The 19,963-nt window shown below is 61.7% G+C and carries 8 protein-coding genes and 1 tRNA gene; 3 read left to right on the forward strand and 6 right to left on the reverse strand.

The window, feature by feature from the left end; all coding sequences use genetic code 11:
* Positions 1-272: 272 nt before the first annotated feature.
* The 3 genes from ACFOW7_RS06160 to ACFOW7_RS06170 form a co-directional block, all read right to left on the reverse strand.
* Positions 273-3,809: a PAS domain S-box protein gene (locus ACFOW7_RS06160; RefSeq protein ID WP_378162158.1), complete on the reverse strand. Its 3,537-nt coding sequence runs from the start codon at positions 3,807-3,809 to the stop codon at positions 273-275.
* Between the two features lie 226 nt (positions 3,810-4,035).
* On the reverse strand, positions 4,036-6,054 hold the full coding sequence (uvrB, locus tag ACFOW7_RS06165; protein WP_378162161.1) for an excinuclease ABC subunit UvrB: 2,019 nt from the start codon (positions 6,052-6,054) through the stop codon (positions 4,036-4,038).
* A gap of 497 nt (positions 6,055-6,551) precedes the next feature.
* Complete coding sequence (locus tag ACFOW7_RS06170; protein WP_378162163.1) at positions 6,552-7,427, reverse strand: head GIN domain-containing protein; 876 nt, start codon at positions 7,425-7,427, stop codon at positions 6,552-6,554.
* A 187-nt stretch (positions 7,428-7,614) separates the two neighbouring features.
* Between ACFOW7_RS06170 and ACFOW7_RS06175 the strand changes: the two genes are divergently transcribed.
* Positions 7,615-12,069 (forward strand): ExeM/NucH family extracellular endonuclease, encoded by a 4,455-nt coding sequence (locus ACFOW7_RS06175; protein ID WP_378162165.1) that lies wholly within the window; start codon positions 7,615-7,617, stop codon positions 12,067-12,069.
* 117 nt (positions 12,070-12,186) lie between these two features.
* On the opposite strand, the gene cysB is transcribed toward ACFOW7_RS06175, so the two are convergent.
* The gene (cysB, locus tag ACFOW7_RS06180) at positions 12,187-13,122 is read right to left on the reverse strand and encodes an HTH-type transcriptional regulator CysB (RefSeq protein ID WP_378162167.1); all 936 of its coding nucleotides are present in this window, start codon (positions 13,120-13,122) and stop codon (positions 12,187-12,189) included.
* Between the two features lie 283 nt (positions 13,123-13,405).
* Here cysB and ACFOW7_RS06185 point away from each other — a divergent pair, with 283 nt between their 5' ends.
* Positions 13,406-14,089: a phosphoadenylyl-sulfate reductase gene (locus tag ACFOW7_RS06185; protein WP_378162170.1), complete on the forward strand. Its 684-nt coding sequence runs from the start codon at positions 13,406-13,408 to the stop codon at positions 14,087-14,089.
* 279 nt (positions 14,090-14,368) lie between these two features.
* Here ACFOW7_RS06185 and ACFOW7_RS06190 read toward each other — a convergent pair whose 3' ends face one another.
* Positions 14,369-18,094 (reverse strand): hypothetical protein, encoded by a 3,726-nt coding sequence (locus ACFOW7_RS06190; RefSeq protein ID WP_378162172.1) that lies wholly within the window; start codon positions 18,092-18,094, stop codon positions 14,369-14,371.
* A 287-nt stretch (positions 18,095-18,381) separates the two neighbouring features.
* On the opposite strand from ACFOW7_RS06190, the gene ACFOW7_RS06195 reads away from it, so the two are divergent.
* Positions 18,382-18,471 (forward strand) — tRNA-Ser (locus ACFOW7_RS06195).
* Between the two features lie 261 nt (positions 18,472-18,732).
* Here ACFOW7_RS06195 and ACFOW7_RS06200 read toward each other — a convergent pair.
* Positions 18,733-19,913 (reverse strand): IS3 family transposase gene (locus ACFOW7_RS06200; RefSeq protein WP_378161821.1). Its coding sequence is split into 2 segments (ribosomal slippage): positions 18,733-19,646 and positions 19,646-19,913, totalling 1,182 coding nucleotides; the frame shifts between segments, so codons are not numbered across the junction.
* Between the last annotated feature and the right edge of the window lie 50 nt (positions 19,914-19,963).

Below are 19,963 nucleotides of genomic sequence, written 5' to 3' on the forward strand. Positions count from 1 at the left end.
GTTTCTCTGTCCAATTCCCCCCATCCGCCCTCTACTTCGCTACAGCCTGTCCTGTAGAGAGCGGATATGGGAGACAAGGAAAGAAGAAGACAAGTATTTTTATTTTTTATTTATTTAGTGGGACCGATCTAGCAATTGTTTTTCCTAAAATTTTACTAATTACTGCAAGCAAGCTTCGACCGGCTCCAGGGCGACCGCACCGGAGCATAGCCAAAGCCAACCAGGCAAAATAGAAGGAAAATTACCGAAAACTGGTTCGGTCAGACGGGCGCTTAGTTTTCTTCTCGGACCATTTCACGGATTTTCAGCGCCAGTGCATCCATGGCAAACGGCTTGGTGACGACCTCCATACCAGGATCGAGCAATCCTGGCCGCATGGCGGCGCTTTCGGCGTAGCCCGTGATAAACAGCACCTTGAGTCCGGGCCGGCGCTGGCGGGCGATCTCGGCGAGCTGGCGACCGTTCATGCCGGGCAGGCCGACATCGGAGATCAGCAGATCGATCTTGTCATGACCTTCAAGCAAGGACAGCGCGGCCCGTGCATCAGCAGCTTCGAGCGCGCCGTAACCCAGCTCGGACAGCACCTCGACCACCAGCAGACGCACGGCCGGATCGTCCTCGACCACCAGCACCATCTCGCCGCGGCCCAGCGGCAGCTCGGCCGGCGGGTCGATCTGGTCGCGCTCGGTCTGGCTGCCGATGCGCGGCAGATAGAGCCGGATCGTGGTCCCGCGTCCTACTTCGCTGTCGATGCGCACATGGCCGTTCGACTGCTTGGCAAAGCCGTAGATCATCGACAGGCCAAGCCCCGTACCCTGGCCGATCGGCTTGGTGGTGAAGAAAGGATCGAACGCCTTGGCCTTGACCTGCGGGGTCATGCCGACGCCGGTGTCGGTCACCGAGATCAGCAGATAGTCGCCCGGGCTCAGGTCATCGTGTTCAGAAGGGTGGCTCTGGTCGAGCCGGACATTGGCTGTCTCGATGGTCAACTTGCCGCCCTGCGGCATCGCATCGCGGGCATTGATGGCCAGATTGAGCAACGCGCTCTCCAACTGGTTTTCATCGGCCGACGCCAGCCAGAGATCGGGCGCCAGCACCGTGGAGAGATCGATCTGCTCGCCCAGGGTGCGCCGCAGCAATTCCTCCATTGCCTGCACCAGACGGTTAAGGTCGAGCGGTTTGACATCGAGCGACTGGCGACGGGCAAAGGCCAACAGGCGCTGGATCAGCCCCGCTGCCCGATGGGCCGAGCCCGAAGCGGCCTGCATGAACCGGCTCAGATCATCGAACCGGCCCTGTTCGATCCGCCGGCTGATCACGCTGAGCGAACCGATGATACCGGTCAGGATATTGTTGAAGTCGTGGGCAATCCCGCCGGTGAGCTGGCCGATGGCCTCCATCTTCTGCGACTGGCGCAACTGCTCCTCGATCTGGCGCTGCTCGGTGATATCGCGGCCGATCACATAAAAGCCGCCCTGGCCGGGCGTGGCGGTCCAGGAGATCAGCCGATAGCTGCCATCGGCGCAGCGCAGCCGATCCTCGAAACGGGCAATCGACTGGCCACGCGCCAGGGCCTGCCATACTGCCGCAGCCTCGGCACAGTCGTCCGGATGCAGCAGCGCCTTGAACGGCCGCGACAGCAGCTCGGCTTCATCGAAGCCCAGTACCTGGCTCCAGGCCGGGTTGATCGAACGGAAGAAGCCGTCCTCGCCGGCCACCCCCATCAGATCGCGCGAATGGCGCCACAACTCGTCGCGCTCGCGCGTGCGCATGGCGACCCGCTGCTCCAGTGTCTCGTTGAGCTGGGCCAGCATTTCCTCGGCCGTTTTGCGTTCGTGAATATCGCTGTTGCTGCCAAGCCAGCCGGTCACTTCACCGCCGGCATTGCGCAAGGGCTGGGCACGGGCGCTGAACCAGCGGTATTCACCGTCCTGGCGGCGCAATCGCAATTCGGTGTCGTAGAACACCCCACGGCTGCGGGCGTCGTCCCAGATCGCGGTGACGCGTGGCATATCCTCGGGGTGGATGGCCCGGCCCCAGCCGTGCGGCAGGGCGATTTCAGGGGTCAGGCCGGTGTATTCGTAGAAATCCTGACTGATAAAGCTGAGGCTGCCGTCGGGGTCGGCAAACCAGACCGTGGCGGGCGCCAGCTCGATCAACTGACGCAGCCGCAATTCGGCCTGCTTGCGTTCATGGATATTGAGCAGCACGCCGGGAAAACGCAGCGGCCGGCCATTCTCATCGAGTTCGCAGTGGCCGTTGGCCTCGACCCATAGATAGCTGCCGTCGGCCTGGCGCACCCGGTATTCGGCCCGATAGGCGCTGCCGCGCGCCATCGCCTCGTGCCGTCGCTCCACCGCGGTTTCGCGGTCATCGGGATGGATCGCCTCCATCAAGGCCTCGATCGGCAGCCCGCGGTCGGCCAGGGCGTCGTCAAGTCCGAAGGTCTGCGCAAAACGCCGATCGGCGGTCAGGATATTGTCGGCAATATCCCACGACCAGGTACCGAGGATGGCGCCCGAATTAAGCGCGAGCTGCATGCGCTCGGTCGCCCGATGGACCGCCCGCTCGGAGCGGTAGCGTTCAGTGATGTCCTGCACCGCCGAATAGAAGCCCAGCACCCGGCCGTCGGCGTCGCGATGCGGGCTATGCGTCACTTCGGTGATCCGCACCCCGTCGCCATCGGGCAACTCGGCCCGGTAGTGGACCTCTTCACCGGCCAGCACCCGCTCGATATAGGGCCGTCGCGCCTCATAGATCGCCGGCCCCATCACTTCGAGCACGGTATGGCCGACGATGCGGTCGAGCGGCCGGTTGAACCAGGTCTCGTACAGCCGATTGGCGAACTGGAAGCGCTGTTCGTTATCGACATAGGCAATCAGCAAGGGAATCGCATCGGTAATCGCCCGCAGCCGTTCCTCACTCTGGCGCGAAGCCGCCTCGGCCAGTCGGCGGGCGGTCAGATCGACCGTGATCGCCAGCACGGCGCGCACAGCGCCGCTTTCATCGAGAATCTGCCGCAGGCTGCTGCTGACCCAGACCAGGCTGCCGTTGGGGCGGACATAGCGGCGATCGACCGACACCGGGTCGCCCGTTTCCACCACATGGCGAAACAGCCGGCGGGCGTTGGCCACATCATCGGGATAGGTCAGCGAAGCAACCTCGACCCCCAGCAATTCCTGCCGGTCACGCCCAAGGATTGTGCACATGGCGTCGTTGACGCGCAGGAAGTGGCCTGAAGGGGAAAGCTCCGAAATCCCGACCGCCGCCTCGGAAAAGATCGCCTGCAATTCATGTTCGCTCGCCCGCAAGCGGCTTTCTGCACGGTGCAGGTCGGTGCGGTCGCGCAGAATCTTCAGATAGCCGCTGCTCTGCTCGCCGCGCAAAGGCATCAGCGAGCTTTGGGCGTAGAAGCGGCTGCCGTCCTGGCGCAGATACCAGCGCTCATCGGGCACATGACCTTCGGCATCGGCCCGGGCCATTGCCTGGGCTGGATAAGCCATTGCCCGATCCTCAGGCACGAAGATCATGCTGATCGGCCGGCCGATCGCCGCCGGGGCTGGCCAGCCGAAGATATTTTCCGCGCCACGGTTCCATTCGATCACCGTACCGTCGGCGGCGCAGGTGATAATGGCGTATTCGCTCTCGCGCGCCAGAATATCGCCAAGCAGCGATTCGACCGTGGACGCACCGGCTTCAGGTGCATGCTCCGCTTGCAACAGGGCGGCGCACAGGGTGGCATTTTCGGTATTGAGCCGGTCGATTTCTCGCTGCAAGGCTTGCAGGCTGGGAGCGGGTTTTTCGTGCATAAAAGTCGAGTAAGGAAGAAACCCGAAGCTGGGTCTTTGGGGAGAAACAGGCGAGGCAACTGCTGAAAGTCAACGGATTCTTGCCGATCCGTTCCATTTCCTTTTCATATTTATAAACGGTGGCCAGTGAAAAAGCCGGCCGGTCCAGCGCACCCGACGAACAAGCGGACGGAGGGCCAGAAAGCAGCGCCGGCACGGCAGTCCGGCTCTGCCCTCAAACACCGGCTCAGGCTGCGCCGAATACCTTTTCCCGCAATAGATGCAGTTGGTCGCGCAATTGGGCGGCTTTTTCGAATTCCAGATTCTTGGCCGCATCGAGCATTTCCTTCTCGATCCGCTTGAGTTCCTTTGCCAGCGCCTTGGCATCCAGCTCCTCAAGCTGACGCAGCCGTTTCTGTTCGAGGCGGTCGGCCTGGGCCTGCTCTTCGTGGTAGACGCCGTCGATGATGTCCTTGATCCGCTTGACCACCCCCTTGGGCACAATGCCGTGCTCGGCATTGAATGCCTGCTGGCGGGCGCGGCGCCGTTCGGTCTCGTCGATGGCGCGGCGCATCGAGTTGGTGATGACATCGCCGTACAGGATGGCCATGCCGTTCAGATGGCGGGCGGCGCGGCCAATGGTCTGGATCAGGCTGCGCTCGCTGCGCAGGAAGCCTTCCTTGTCGGCGTCGAGAATCGCCACCAGCGACACCTCGGGAATATCGAGACCCTCGCGCAGCAAGTTGATGCCGATCAGCACATCGAACACCCCCATCCGCAGATCGCGGATGATTTCCACCCGCTCGACGGTTTCGATATCGGAGTGCAGATAACGCACCCGGATACCGTGTTCGCCGAAGTACTCGGTAAGCTGCTCGGCCATCCGCTTGGTCAGCGTGGTCACCAGCACCCGCTCGCCGACTTCGATGCGCTTTCTGATTTCGCTCATCAGGTCGTCCACCTGGGTGGCGACCGGTCGCACCTCGACCACCGGATCGACCAGCCCGGTCGGCCGTACCAGTTGTTCCACCACCTGGCCTTGATGCTTCGCCTCGTAGTCGGCCGGCGTGGCCGAGACAAAGACGGTCTGCGGCATTCGCTGCTCGAACTCCTCGAACTGCAAAGGCCGGTTATCGAGGGCGCTGGGCAGACGAAAGCCGTAATCGACCAGATTTTCCTTGCGCGCCCGGTCGCCTCGATACATGCCGCCGATCTGGCCGATCATCACATGGCTTTCGTCCAGGAACATAAGGCAATTTTCAGGAAGATAGTCGAGCAAGGTAGGGGGCGGCTCACCAGGGTTTTTCCCTGAAAAGTGCCTGGAGTAGTTTTCGATCCCCTTGCAGAAGCCCACTTCATTGAGCATCTCCAGATCGAAGCGGGTGCGCTGCTCCAGCCGCTGCGCCTCCACCAGCTTCATCTGGCGATGGAAGAATTCGAGCCGCTCGTGCAGCTCGCTCTTGATCGTCTCGGCCGCCCGCAGCACGGTGGCGCGCGGGGTGACGTAGTGGCTGGACGGGAACACCGTGTAGCGGCCCAGGCGCTGGCGGATGGCACCGGTGAGCGGGTCGAACAGTTGCAGCGATTCGATCTCGTCGTCGAACAGCGAAATCCGCAGCGCCAGATCGGCGTTTTCAGCCGGGAAGATATCGATCACATCGCCACGGACGCGGAAATTACCCCGGGTGAATTCGACATCGTTGCGCTCGTATTGCATCTGCACCAGCCGAGCCACGATCTCCTTCTGCGGCAGGGTGTCGTGTTCGCGGATATGCAGAATCATCTGGTGGTAATCGGACGGGTCGCCGATACCGTAGATCGCGCTGACGGTGGCGACGATGATGCAGTCGGGCCGCTCCAGAATGGCCTTGGTGGCCGATAGCCGCATCTGTTCGATATGTTCGTTGACCGCCGAATCCTTCTCGATAAACAGATCGCGGCTCGGCACATAGGCTTCGGGCTGGTAGTAGTCGTAGTAGCTGACAAAGTATTCGACGGCGTTTTCCGGGAAGAACTCGCGGAATTCGGCATAGAGCTGGGCCGCCAGCGTCTTGTTGGGCGCCATCACAATGGCCGGCCGGCCGCTGCGGGCGATGACATTGGCCATGGTATAGGTCTTGCCCGAGCCGGTGACGCCGAGCAGGGTCTGATATTTGAGGCCATCGTCCAACCCTTCGAGCAGCTTGGCGATGGCTTCGGGCTGGTCGCCGGCCGGCGGGAACGGCTGATGCAGCCGATAGGGGCTATCGGGAAAGGTGACGATCATGACAGAACACTCCTCGAACAAATGGCCAGTGCATTCAGCAGCCGCCGTGCCGATGGCCGGCGGATTTATCGGATGGGCAGCGCAGGCTGCGTCCGCGACGATAGCAGGGAAACCACTGCTGCCGCCAAGGAGTTTGGCCCCAAGCTGATCAAGCAGAAAATAAATGTTTTAGGAAAAATACCTGCAAGATATTTAGCATGTATCGAATAAATAATAAAATTTTATCCGATCACCACGAAGACCAGCCTTTATCTCGGTCCAGCGCCCAGCTATCCCGGACAAGCCATCGACCCCACCCGCTCCAGCCCATCCCCCCAAAGCACCGGCACGGCCCTGACAAAGGCCGTGCCGGTCTGATGGTGGGGCGGATCGGTCAACGTCCGGTTTTCGTAAGGTAGCGTCTCTTTGCCTTCACCTTTACTGTGGCATCCGCGCGATGCCAGCCTGGACGCTCACTGAACGCCCAGGCGCCTGCGGAGTTGTTCCGCAAGGAGGTTTCAGAGGAATTCGATTCCGTCGCCCGAGACTTCGCGTTTGCTGGGGTTGCCATAGATCGCGATATTGCCCGAGCCGCGGGTGGACGCCTTGACCTGTTCGGCCACGGTGGCGGTGATGTCGCCCGAGCCGAACACGGCCAGGTCGGCCTGCTGGCTGGTCAGTCCGGTCAGCGTTGCGTCGCCCGAGCCGAACACATTGGCTTTGACCTGCTTGGTCTGACCGTGCACTTCGATGCTGCCGCTGCCTTTGATATCGAGATACAGGGTCTGGGCGTTGACCTTGGACAGCTTCATATCGCCCGAGCCCACGATCGACAGCTCGGCGCTACCGCTTTCCAGCGCTTCGCCATTGAGATCGCCCGAGCCTTGCAGCGAGGCCACGAGCTTATCGACCCGGCCGGCCAGGGTCAGGTCGCTTGAGCCTTTGCTGGTCACGTCCAGCTCGCCGCCCTTGAGCTCACGCACGCTGATGTCGCCCGAGCCGAAGCTGCTGATGCTGCGCAGTGCCGGCGTCACCAGCTTCACTTTCAGCGGGACCACGATGGTCAGGTTCTCGTCGGGCTCCATCCGGACCTTGAGCGTGTCGCCCTCGACCACGGTCTTGATATAGCTGAGCACCTTGGCGCTGCCTTCGAGTTCCATCGCGGGCACATCGCCGATGGTGACGTCGATGTCTATCGGGCCGTAGGACTCGATGGCCTTGATGGCCGCGACCTTGCGGCTTTCCTTGGCAACCGGGGCCGTATCGGTGACCGTGACCTTATCCTTGGACAGCGAAATATTGACCTTCTTCACCTCGCCGGTCTTGCTGTCCACCTCGACATGACAGGCGGTCAACAACGGTAGGCAGGCCAGCAATAAGGGCAGTGCTTTCATGATGTTGCTCTCTCTTCAAATTAACATTCCGATCGGTATGTTATACCGAAAATTGTTGAATTGCATCTCCCTTGCAACGGTCTAAGCCACACCGACGCAACATTTGTACAGTTTTAACCCGACGTTAACCGGATATGGCTACCATTCGCCCCTTTTCGCCGCAACCAAAACAAAGAGGGGAAATCCGATGAAGTTCCAACCGAGTACGCTGGCCGTACTGATCGCTGCGCTGACGCCGGCAGCGTTCGCCGACACCAGCTACCACCGACTGGCCACCGGCGCCCTGCGCCAGGACTGGCAGGACGAGCAAGCCTTCGCGACCGACAATGACTGGTCGCTGGTGCCGTCGATCATGGGTTATGCGCAGGACCTCAAGGTCAAGGGCGGTACCGATCCGCGCACCGTGCTGGCGCCGCTCAACGCTGCCAAACTGGTGGTCAAGCCGACCCAGACGCCCGACAAGACCAGCAGCGGCACCATTGCTCGTTTCAAGGTCGACAACAATCCGGTGGTCGCGCTGCAAGGATCGAGCGGCACCAATGCGCTGGCGCTGGTGCTGCATCTCGACAGCCGGGACGCCCGCAATCTGAAGCTGTCGTTCAACGTGCGTGATATCGACGCCAGCGTTGACAACGCCAGGCAGTCGCTGGCGGTGCAGTACCGGATCGGCGACAGCGGCAACTTTATCAATCTCGACGCGGGCTACCTCGAAGACGGCAGCGAGGGCCCGTCCAAGACGGCCAGCCGCACCGTCAGCCTCGATCTGCCGGCCGAACTCGAACAGCAGGCGCAGGTGCAGGTGCGTATTCTGACCGTCGATGCCAGCGGCAACGACGAATGGCTGGGCATCGACGATCTGGTCCTCAGCGCCGACGGCCCGGCCGATACGGTGGCGCCGACCGTCTCGGCCGCGACGCTGCAACTGGGCGGTGCCCGCTCGCTGCGTCTGGCGGCCAAGGTGGACGAGGACGCGACCTTGTTGGTGCTGGCCCGTCCCGCCGGCGAGGCAGCGCCGGATGCCCAGCAGGTCCGTGACGGCGCCCAGGCTCAGGCCGCCGCCGCAGCCGGCCAGTTGCAGGCGCTGGAACTGGCCGGACTCACCCCGGCAACCGATTACCGCCTCTATCTGGTGGCCCGCGATGCAGCCGGCAATCTGTCGGCCGTGGTCGATCTCGCTGCCACGACCGCAGCAGCCGGCGACGATACGGCACCGCTGCTCGACCAGCTCAGCTTTACGCCCGGCGATGCCGGCCGTGGCAGCCTGAGCGGCCAACTCAACGAACCGGCGCGGGTGTTTGCAGTCATTCTTCCCGCCAGCGAAGCTGCGCCCTCGGCCGAACAGGTGCTGACCGGCCGTTCGGCCCAGGACCGGCCCGCGCCCTGGCATAGCCGGATCGACAGCAACGGCGCCGTGGCCTATCCGCTCGAAGGTCTGCAAAGCGGCATCGACTACGCCGCCTATTGGCTCGCCATCGACCCGGCCGGCAACCGCTCGGCTGTGTTGAGGCAGCCGTTTGCCCTGCCCTTGACCAAGAGCCCGATTCACGCCATCCAGGGCAACAGTGCCGTCAGCCCGTTCGACGGACGCACCGTGCTGGTTGAAGGGGTGGTTACGGCGCTCTATCTCGACGAAGGCAGCTTCAACGGTTTCTATATCCAGTCGGCCGATGAGGAGATCGACCAGGACCCGGCCACCTCGGAAGGTCTGTTTGTCTATGCCGACAAGGCCAAGCCCGCCCTCAAGGTTGGCGACCGGGTGGCGGTACGCGGCGCGGTCAAGGAGTTCTACGAGCAGACCCAGGTCGTGATGAACGATGTCAAGGTGCTGGCGAGCAGCCAGACGCTGCCGAGGACGCTCGAACTGACCCTGCCCGCCCCGACCGATCTGGAACGCTTCGAAGGCATGCGCGTGCGCTTTCCACAGACGCTGACCGTGAGCGACAACGACGGCCTGCTTCAGTACGGCGAGCTGGTGCTGTCGGCCGGTGGCCGCATCCATCAGCCCAGCGATGTGGTCGACCCCAACGATGCCGACCCGGCCGGCACCAGCAGCGACGGCAAGAGCAATGTTGCCGCCATGGACGCCTATACCCGCGCCAATGCCCAGCGCAGCGTGATCCTCGACGACGGCAGTGGCAAGAGCAAACCGTTCCCGCTGCCCTATGTCGATCCGGCGACGCAGAGCGTGCGGGTCGGCAGCACCATCGACGGCCTTGAGGGTATTCTGACCTACCGCAACAACGGCTATCGGATGCAGCCGGTCGGCCCAGTAACGATCAAGTACGCCCCGCGCCCTTCGGTGCCGCGCTTTGGTGATGAGAATGTCCGGGTCGCCAGTGCCAACGTCCTCAACTACTTCACCACGCTGACCAGCGCCAACCGCAATGCGCGCGGCCCGGACAATGCCGAGGAATTCCAGCGCCAGCACGCCAAGACCGTGGCGGCGCTCAAGGGCTTGGACGCCGATGTGCTGGGTCTGCTCGAAATCGAGAATATCGACGCCGCCAAGGCAGTTGCCACACTGGTGGAGGCACTCAATGGCGGCAGCGGCGGCACCCCCTATCAGATCGTCGATGCGCCGATTCCGTCGTTCGCCGCCGGTAGCGATGCGATCAAGGTAGCGCTGATCTACCGCAGCGCCGTGGTGGAGACCGTCGGTGCGCCGGTGCTGCTCGATCACAGCAGCTATGACCGTCCGACCCTGGCTCAGCAGTTCCGCCACAAGGAAAGTGGGCGGACCTTCTGGGTGGTGGTCAACCATCTGAAGTCGAAGAACTGTAGCGGCAGCTCACCCGTGGCCGACCGCGACCAGAAGGATGGTCAGGCTTGCTTCAACGCGCTGCGTAAATCGCAAGCGGCCTTGCTGGCCGAGTTCGCCAGGAAACTCAACCAGGACGGCAGCGCCGAGGGCGTGCTGTTGATGGGGGACTTCAATGCCTACAGCGAAGAAGACCCGATCGATGTACTGCGCGCAGCAGGCTTCAGCCGACTGGTGACGGAAACCAGCTCCTACCGCTATCAAGGCCAGACCGGCTCGCTCGACCACGCCCTGATCGACGCCAAACTGGACAAGGTGGTCAAGGGCGCGGCCAAGTGGAATATCAACGCCGACGAGCCGGAATACCTCGACTACAACCTCGACGGCAAATCGGCGGCACAACAGGCCACCATCGCCAATGGCGGCTTCTATGCGGCCGATCCGTACCGCGCCTCCGACCACGACCCGGTCATCGTCGGCCTCAAGTTGACGGCACCCATTCCGACACCGACACCCACTCCGACGCCGACGCCGACGCCCACTCCGACGCCGACACCCACTCCGACGCCGACACCCACGCCCGTTCCCGTCCCCACCGAAGTCAATTTCACCCCGGTGGAAAGCTTGGCAGGGCTGGGGCTGGGGCTGGGTAGTGGCTCGGGAACGGGTGCCTGGCTGTCGGCCAATGGTGTGATCGTGGTCGATAGCCAGAATCTGGCCTCGCTCGATCTGACGGACCGGGCACCGAATGGCGCGCTGCTGCAACTCAAGTCCGGTGCAACGCTGCGGCTGCCGGGGGTGGTCCAGCGCGCTGGCAGTGACGGGGCCTGGTTGCAGTGGCATCGCCAGGGCGAGCGGCAAGGTCTGGTACTGCGCCAAGGCGAAATCGAACTCGAAGGTATCCAAGCCGGTTCGGTGATCGGCCTGAGCGGCCCGCAGGGCACGGCGCTGCTGGCGACCGAGCCGGCCAGCCGTCTGCGCTGGCAGCGCAATAGCGACGGGGTACAGACCCTGCAAATCGTGAGCGGTGGAGTCGCCTTGAATTCGCGCCATTTTGCTGCGGGCGAAAGCGTCAAGCTGGGCCGCGACGGCGAGTTCGCCGGTTGGTGGCTTGGTTCGGCCGATGGTCGAGGCAATCTGACCGGTGACGCGCTTCCCCTGCCCAACGGTGCCGGCTGGCAATCCCTGGCCTGGACTGCCCGCCTCGACGGCACGCCGGTCCGACTCGGCGGCCAGACACTGCCGCAGCAACTCGTCGGCGCGCTGGGATTCATCAGCAACGCCATGATCAACGCCCAAGGTGTGGTGCGGCTCGACGGTACTGACGGGGTCCGCTATACCGGCCAGCCGCTTGGCCGGATCGAAATCGATCCGATGGCCGCCGACCATATCGGCTTCGACAGCGATGGCCGGCTATTGCTGCGCAGTCATGGTGTGCTGTTGAAGCTGGTGCCGGGTCTGGACGATCCGCAAGCGCTGCTTGAGCAACTGCGTCAGGAAGATGTCGCTGCCAAGCTGACCCAGCAGGCCGACGGTCACTGGCTGGCCCAGCACCAAGGCCGTCTGCTGTCGCTGCAATCGGCCTGGGCACTGGGCGACTTCGGCGGCGCGCTGAGCTACCGCAATCGGGCCGGACAGGTACAGACCTTGTTTGGCGCCGTCCACGACCTGAGCGCGCTGCGCCGTACCGCCCAGGCCAACGACGCCACCTTGCAGGTGGGCATCGACGGCAGCGTGACGGTTACGCTCGGCGGTAGTGCATTGCGGCTGATTCCGGAACCGGCGCTGTTGTCGGGCAACGGCGACAAGACCTGGTGGGTCGAGCCGGGCCGCTTGCTGCTGCGTGGGGAAGATGGTCGGGTGCAGGCGTTCAGGATCGAGTAAGACCCAGCTTTCTCAGGAATGAAAAAGCGCGAGCCAACAACTCGCGCTTTTTTATTTTCTTTTCTATCAGGCTAATTATCTAGCAAACAGCCGGCAGGATATTTTCCATAACAAAAATCAGTCTTCCTCGCTCTGCCCCATCGCCTGCTCCACCACCTTACGGGTCAAGGCCGGCGCGAAGCCCTGGATAAAGGAATAGGCATAACCACGCAGATAGGCATCGCGGCGGATGCCGATGCGGGTGGTCGACGGCTCGAACAGATGGCTGGCGTCGATAGCGAACAGTCCTTCGTCGCGGTAGCGGTCGTAGGCCATGCTGGCGATGATGCCGATACCCAGGCCCAATCCCACATAGGTCTTGATCACGTCGGTATCGATCGCCGTCAGCACCACATTGGGCGTCAGGCGTGCGGTTTCAAAGGCGCGGTTGATCTTGGAGCGGCCGGCAAAAGCGAAGTCGTAGGTGATGATCGGGTATTGCGCCACATCGGCCAGCGTCACCTGACCGCGCAAATCGAGCAACGGATGGTGATCGGGCACGATCACGCTGCGATTCCACTGATAGCAGTCGAGCATCGCCAGTTCAGGGAACAGATCGATACCCTCGGTAGCGATGGCGATATCGGCTTCGCCGGCGACCACCTGTTCGCAGATCTGGGTCGGGCTGCCCTGTTTGATCGACAGCTTGACCTTGGGGTAACGCTTGAGGAATTCCTGGATGGTGGGAGGCAGCGCATAGCGTGCCTGAGTGTGGGTGGTGGCGATGACGAGGCTGCCTTCTTCCTCGTTCACGAACTCTTCGGCCACGCGCTTGAGGTTCTGTGCTTCGCGCAGGATACGGTCGGAGATCCGCAGGATTTCACGGCCTGGGGCCGTCACATCGACCACCCGCTTGCCGTTGCGCACAAACACCTGCACCCCGAGTTCGTCTTCGAGCAGCCGAATCTGTTTGGAGATGCCGGGCTGTGAAGTGTGCAGCTTTTCTGCTGCTTCCGAGACATTGAGTCCCTGTTTATAGACTTCGACCAGATACCTTAGCTGTTGCAGCTTCATCGCGACTCCGAGCGACCGTGCCGGGAAGCGGAAACGGCCGGGCTGTTAATAACTCTCTCTCATAAAATACTAACACATTAGTCTTTTCGGTTAATTAACCCCCCTTCGATAATGGCCAGGCTGTTTTTCGCGGAGCCGACCCGGGCGCCTCGCAGCCGGCGGCCCTCGGACCGCTGTGCCATTGGCCCGGACTGCCCGCCATCCCGATCGCAACGGCGTGAAACAACCAGCCACAGAGCCTGGATAAGCCGCCGGCCCCCGCCTTCTTCCCTGGAGAGCCCGCATGTCCCTGTCCACCAAGATCGAGCAGACCGTCGCCTTGCTGCGCCAGATCGCCGCCGACTATCAGCCGGCCGTATTCGCCAATTCCTACGGTGCCGAAGATATGGTGATTACCGATCTGATCGCGCGCCATGAACTGCCCATCGAGATCTTCAGCCTCGACACCGGTCGTCTGCCCGCCGAAACCTATACGCTGATGCAGAAGACCAGCGAGACCTACCCTGTCATTCCGGTCAAGGTCTATTTCCCTGATACCGTCGCCACCGAAGAATTCGTCGCCCGCGAAGGCATCAATGCCTTCTACCGTTCGGTCGAGCTGCGCAAGGAATGCTGCCGCATCCGCAAGATCGACCCGCTCAAGCGCGCCCTGACCGGCCGCAAAGCCTGGATCACCGGCCTGCGCCGCGAACAATCCCCGACCCGCACCGACCTCGGCCCGCACGAGTGGGACAGCGGCAACGGCCTCGACAAATTCAATCCGCTGATCGAATGGACCGAGCGCGAAGTATGGGAATACATCCGCGCCAACGACGTGCCGTATAACGAACTGCACGACAAATTCTATCCTTCGATCGGCTGCGCCCCGTGCACCCGCGCCATTGCCGTCGGCGAAGACATCCGCGCCGGCCGCTGGTGGTGGGAAAATCCGGAAACCAAGGAGTGCGGGCTTCACATCAAACGCTAAGCCTGCATAAAATCAAAAAACAGGAAATTCGTTTGCAATACTCAAAAACGATTTTAGGTAAAAAACAAAAATATAGTTAATCACACTTCTACCATGCGGAAGTGCTCTCCCATCCGGCTTCGGTCGCGCAGCGGTTGATCGGTCCTCCGACACCGCCCGCAACCGAAGCCGTTTTGCTATCCGACAGTCCCGCCCTCTCCCCCAAGTCCCCAACGGTTACCGCATGACCGGCACAAGGCTGGACGATATGACCGCCTCGGGAAAGGCCGGCCTCTCTGCTCAATCGGGCGCTTCATCGGGAAACACCTTGCTTGAGGGCGGAATCCAGACCTCGATGATGTTTTTGCGGTTGTTCCGGTCCTGAGGCAGTTTCACCAGTTTCCACTCGATCTGGGTGCCGGCAGGTTGCAGCGCCGCTGCGCAGCGATAGGAAGCCTCCGTGTAGTAGATCACCGTCGGCAGCGGGAACGGTTGCGGCCGCCGCAGACCAGAGCGGTTAGCCGTGTCCCACACATCCTCGATCGGTGGCACAGAAGGGCCTAATTGTTTCCAATATCTACGCAGCTTCCTTACCTGGCTGCGCAGTTCTGGTCCATAAATTTGCAGATAAACCGTTTGCCCCCGGCATTCGGGCTTTTCCCGGACAGGCGTGCCCGGTTTCTCCATCGAATCTTCGCCGGGCTTGTCGGGAACTGCTGACCTTGGCGCTTCTGTCGCGCCCGATTTGTCCTTGGGTCTGGGCGCCGCCGTATTGCCGGCCGTCTGCGGAAGAGGTGGCACAGTCACCTCACCCGATGCCGACTTTTTCGAGGGAGGGCTTATCGTCGTTGATGCATCGGTGGCCGGCAGGCTGTCGGTGACTTTTTTCTCGGAAGCCGCCTGGGTAGCGACTGGTCTGGGATGGCTGAGGACCGGCAGCCAGCAGTTGGCTTTGGTCTGGGTATCGATGCGATAGTCCCGTGCCCAATACCTGGGCGAGCAGATCACGCCAGGCTCACTTTGCAGACAACGTGGCAACTGATCGTCATCAAGCAGTGCCTGACAGGAAGGATGGTGGGAAGAGACGGCGGCGCAGGATCGCTTCGTTTGCTGCACCATCAGCGTCATCAGATTGGATTGCTTGAAAGCCGCCAGATTGCGTTCATTGCATACCGCGTCACCGACATGAAGCAAAGCGGTCGCCATCTCCCCCAAGCGAGCATCCGCCACTGCGGTCTGTTCTGACGCGCTTTTGCCGAAGAGATCGCTCAGGCTCTTGAGCACCTCGGGGTTGATGCGGCCTTCTACCTGGTTCTCGTTCAACTCGGTGCTGACTGTCTGCCACAGGGCAAGCCCTACCGAAGCGGCAGCGCCAAGGCTCACGGAAGCCGATACCACCCCGGTCGAGGCAATCCGGGAAGACAGACGTTTGGTCGAAAATTGCAGCGTCTTTCTGCCATTGGCGTCCTGAACCAGCACCGCCCCGTCGTCATCCATAAAGCAGTCATCCGCAAAGCGGCAAACATCCTTGAGCTGCTTCAACTCGATGTTTTTGCCGATGGTATTGCCAAGCTGGAAATAGCTCTCCCACTGCGCCTCGCTGAAAAACTGATCGGTGGTGGGTTCCTGCGGAAACAGCGGATTGTCGGCCTTGAAGTTCACCAGATCGACCGAACTGCCATGACACATATTCGGCTTGACGATGACCATAAAGCCCCGCTTACCGCTGCGACGGTAATCGATGCGCGCCAGGGCAAGGCAGGCATAGCTGTCGGCGGAAGCCACATCGTTGAGTGAACCGAAGATATCCCTGAGCGCCTGATCGGGTTCCTTGGGCCGCAGGAAGGTGATATCGACCTGCAAATCGATCCGTGCCTTGCGCAGCAGGTTTTCCAGATCACCGAAGGCATAGCGGGGATCGGCGCCGCAATCGGCCAGAACGATCAATTCGCATTCTTCGCGCAATAAGGGGTAGACGCCGGTATTCTCGAAATGGCCGCCATCGCTGAGAAACCAGTTACGTCGCTGCTTGCCATCGAAACGGCCGAATAATTCGCTCAATAACTGGCGGTATTTCCCGAGCGGCTGGCGGAAATCAACCTTCTTATCCTCCATGCCTATGCTGTCCCACCAATAGCCCAGCCGTATACCCGCCAGCGTCAGCAAGGCAGCGACGCCCAGACGGGTCGAGGCACCAAGGCCCGGTGCAACCGCCGCGCCCGATATGGCCACCCACGACCCCAGCGTCAGCGTGGCGGGGTCATGCGGCCGGAACCAGCCTTGTTCCTGGGTAGACATCCAGCCTTCCGGCCCGACGGTCAGCAGCAGGCCCTTGCGGTCGCGGTTGAACAGACAGCCTTTGGGGTCATGCGACTGGTTGATGCAGACATTGAGCAGATGCACCGGCCCGCCGCTGCGATGCGGCTGGTATTGGCACATCGGCAAGTCGTCGCCCGGTTGCACCCGATTGACCGCCACCACCGCACCGCTGCCCAAGGTTTCGGGAAAGGCCGTCAAAGGCTCGGCTCCGAACCGGTCGGGATTGGTGGCTCCAAGATAGCTGCGCACCAGCCTGGCGCGATAGAACAGGTAGAGCGAGGAACGGTTCAGGAACTCGCGGTTATCGGCCGAAACCGCGATCCATAACAAGGTGGGAATGAATAGCCAGCCCAGCCATTCCCAAGCCGGGTCGAACTGAAGAGATACCGGCCGGCTGGAGAACAGCACGCTGGAAGTCAGATCGTGCACCAAGCTGATCCAGAAGATCGCCACCATGCTGAGCACCAGCAAGCCTGCATAGCCGATCAACCCCATGGCCCCGGACCGCACCCCGGGAGTCAGACTTTTCGGCAGATCGGCCACCTTGGGCAGCACCGCCCGCAGCACCACCGCCAGCACCCCGACCCCAAGCCCGAACGTCCCTTGTTCTCTGGCTTCGAGATTCCCCAGATGCCAGGCCAGATAGTCGATCACGCCAAGTCCCAGCACCACCAGCCCGGCCATCAGGGTGACAGAGAGCGCCGCCGTCAGGCGGTTGCGGAGAACGTCTATCGTGAATCGCACGGCCGGCTTGGGAGGCGCTGCGGCAGCCGTGCCCTTGCCAGATCTGGGACAGGCAAGGTAACAAAACACGAACGCCATACTGATACCGCACAGCCAGGCCAGCATCAGGGCGATCAGTACGACCACCAGTACCGTCGGCAGCGGCAGGCTGCCGGTAATATGCTCAAGCTGGCCATCGAGCCAGGGGGTTGCGTGGCGCAGCAGCAAGGCTATTCCCAGCACCATCGCCACAGCAGTCACCACATACTGTTTACCCACCCGGCCACCGGTTTCGGCAGGAATAGCCCAGAAACAGCAGGCCAACACCAACCCGACCCAGACAATGAAAGGCAGCAGCAGCCAAATTGTCGGCCAGCCTGACAACACCCCCAGCAAGGCCGAGCCGTTCCATGCCGCCAGCCAATTCTTGCCTTCGCGTGGCCAGCACCCGCCGTCGCGGAATACACAGTCGGCCCACTGCCATACCGCCAGATCGAATCCGACCAGCAGACACCCCAACACAATGAACAAAAACGCCAGCTCGACGTGGATGGCGAACAGATTGCGGCCGAAGGAGGCTGCTGCGAACAGCATGTCGCGCGTGCCACCGGGAATCAGATAACGGCCATTGGCCCGCAGCCATGCGGTAAACCAGCGGGTCTCGGCCCCCGCCAGCCCGCGTTCGACTTCAAGCGGCTGAGCCGCCTCCCCTTTCTGACCTTCGCGGTGAAACAGCATGCCGACCGTGGCGCCGATATAGCCGCCACCTGATACGGTCGAGAGCAGATCGAAACGATGCAGCAGACCGTTTTGTGCCAATGCCTTGACCAAGCCGAAACAGAAGGTGGCACTGCGAATCCCACCACCTGATAGCGCCAACCCCCACGGTCGCTCCGATAGATGCGCCTGCTCCGCTTCGGGCAGCCGCCGACGACGTTCGATCCACAGCTCGCGGATCGAATCCCTGCTTGATAGCTTGTCCATGTTTCCTCCTGGCGGCCATGCTCGAATCGCTGCAAATCCCGCAGCGGTGGCGGCTCGCTACTTCCGTCATAGACAGCCCGATGCCCACAAGCATCATCGCAATGACGGAACGATCAGACGCAGAGGTGAAGGAGGAGAAGGCGGAGGTTCACGATTTTTGTAGTGTCGTGCTCTATGCTGGGTGGGATGTTGCGGTGCTCCTGGCAGGAAACCATCCATCGGAAGCACGATAAAAAATGCTCACCAAGCCGCCACAAACAGGAAGCTATGCTATAGTTGCGCCCCACGGAAGGTTGGCAGAGCGGTTGAATGCACCGGTCTTGAAAACCGGCGGGGTCGCAAGGCCCTCCAGGGTTCGAATCCCTGACCTTCCGCCATTATTCGAGACAAAGCCCTGATTATTCAGGGCTTTTTCCTTTTTATCTTGCTGAGTATGCCATTGGGTATGCCATCTATAGCTCGCTGTTGAGCCTTCCCCCAGGACAGGCTAAGCACCGTCTGAACGTAATCTATCTGCTACCCCCTGGCTGAAGCAGCTCAGCTCGACTCCCTGTCTAATCGAAAAAGAATTCTTTGGACAAAGCACCCCCACCTTGGGGGGCGACCCACGCGGTAGGTAGGGGGGCCTACTGTGGTGGTCAAGTATTTTCGGACACGACGATAGGGTGTTTTTCTGTCCAGTTACGCTCATAAGCGTTGGGCGACAGATAGCCCCGTTTCGAGTGCCGGCGCACGCTGTTGTAGAAGCCGACGATGTAGTCGGTGACGTCGCGTTTAGCCTCAGCCTGGTTGGCATAGTCACGCTGCCAGACCCGTTCCATCTTGAGGTTCAGGAAGAAGCGTTCCATCACGGCGTTATCCCAGCAGTTGCCTTTTCGGCTCATGCTCGCGCGCAAGCCATGGCGTTCGAGCAGGCGGCGGTGAGCCTCGCTGGCATACTGGCTGCCTCGATCAGAATGCACGATCAGACCGGGTGCTGGGCAACGCTGGGTGATAGCCCTCTGCAGCGCGGAACAGACCAGTTCGGCTGGCATCGTCGGCGCCATGGCCCAGCCGACGATCTTGCGCGAGAAGAGGTCCATCACGGCGGCCAGGTAGAGCCAGCCGCTGCGTGTGCGTAGATAGGTTATGTCGGACGCCCAAGCTTGGTTAGGCGCCGCTGGTTCGAACTGCCGGTCCAGCACATTGGCCGCCGTGGGCAGGCCGTGCCGGCTGTCCGTCGTGTGACGGAATTTGCGTTTCCAAGTGGCCTGCAACCCGTGAGCACGCATAAGACGACGCACCCGGTGGCGGCCCAACTTGATCCCTTCGCTACGCAGCGTCGCCTGCAAACGCCGACTACCATAGCAACGCCCCGAACGGACAAAGGCCGCCTGCAGCCGGACGCTGACTGGGCATACCTTGGTTTTCCGGCCGCTGCGCCGTTGAGCCGCGTAGTAACCCGACCGGCTCACTCCCAGAACCTCGCACATCCTCGCCACGTTGCCGGCCTTCTTCTGCAGTTGGGCGATGCGCCGGTAGATCACTTCAGTTCCCGGGCGAAGAAGGCCGATGCTTTTTTTAACAGCGCGTTGTCCTCGCGTAGCCGCCTCACTTCCGCCTCCAGCGCTCGAATGCGCTGCTGCTCCGCCGTCAGGGGCTTGCCGATTCCACGCTGCCCCGACAACTCGGCCTCGAACTGCCCCAGCCAGCGACGGACCGCCGTCTCACCAAGGTCCAGGTCACGACAAACCTGGCCGACACTCAGCCCCTCGTCCTTGATCATCTTCACGACCTGGAGCTTGAACTCCGCGTCGAACGTTCTGCGCTTTTTACTCATCCATTTCTCCTCGCTTGGTGAATCATCCACCTATCGAGGTGTCCGGCCAA

Origin of the sequence: Chitinimonas lacunae (assembly GCF_042650885.1) — a bacterium.
Taxonomy (GTDB): Bacteria; Pseudomonadota; Gammaproteobacteria; order Burkholderiales; family Chitinimonadaceae; genus Chitinimonas_A; species Chitinimonas_A lacunae.

Excerpts from the sequence above, each read along its gene's own strand:
- ACFOW7_RS06160 (WP_378162158.1), bottom strand. The coding sequence starts at position 3,809 with ATGCACGAAAAACCCGCTCCCAGCCTGCAAGCCTTGCAGCGAGAAATC.
- uvrB (WP_378162161.1), bottom strand. The coding sequence starts at position 6,054 with ATGATCGTCACCTTTCCCGATAGCCCCTATCGGCTGCATCAGCCGTTC.
- ACFOW7_RS06170 (WP_378162163.1), bottom strand. The coding sequence starts at position 7,427 with ATGAAAGCACTGCCCTTATTGCTGGCCTGCCTACCGTTGTTGACCGCC.
- ACFOW7_RS06175 (WP_378162165.1), top strand. The coding sequence starts at position 7,615 with ATGAAGTTCCAACCGAGTACGCTGGCCGTACTGATCGCTGCGCTGACG.
- cysB (WP_378162167.1), bottom strand. The coding sequence starts at position 13,122 with ATGAAGCTGCAACAGCTAAGGTATCTGGTCGAAGTCTATAAACAGGGA.
- ACFOW7_RS06185 (WP_378162170.1), top strand. The coding sequence starts at position 13,406 with ATGTCCCTGTCCACCAAGATCGAGCAGACCGTCGCCTTGCTGCGCCAG.
- ACFOW7_RS06190 (WP_378162172.1), bottom strand. The coding sequence starts at position 18,094 with ATGGACAAGCTATCAAGCAGGGATTCGATCCGCGAGCTGTGGATCGAA.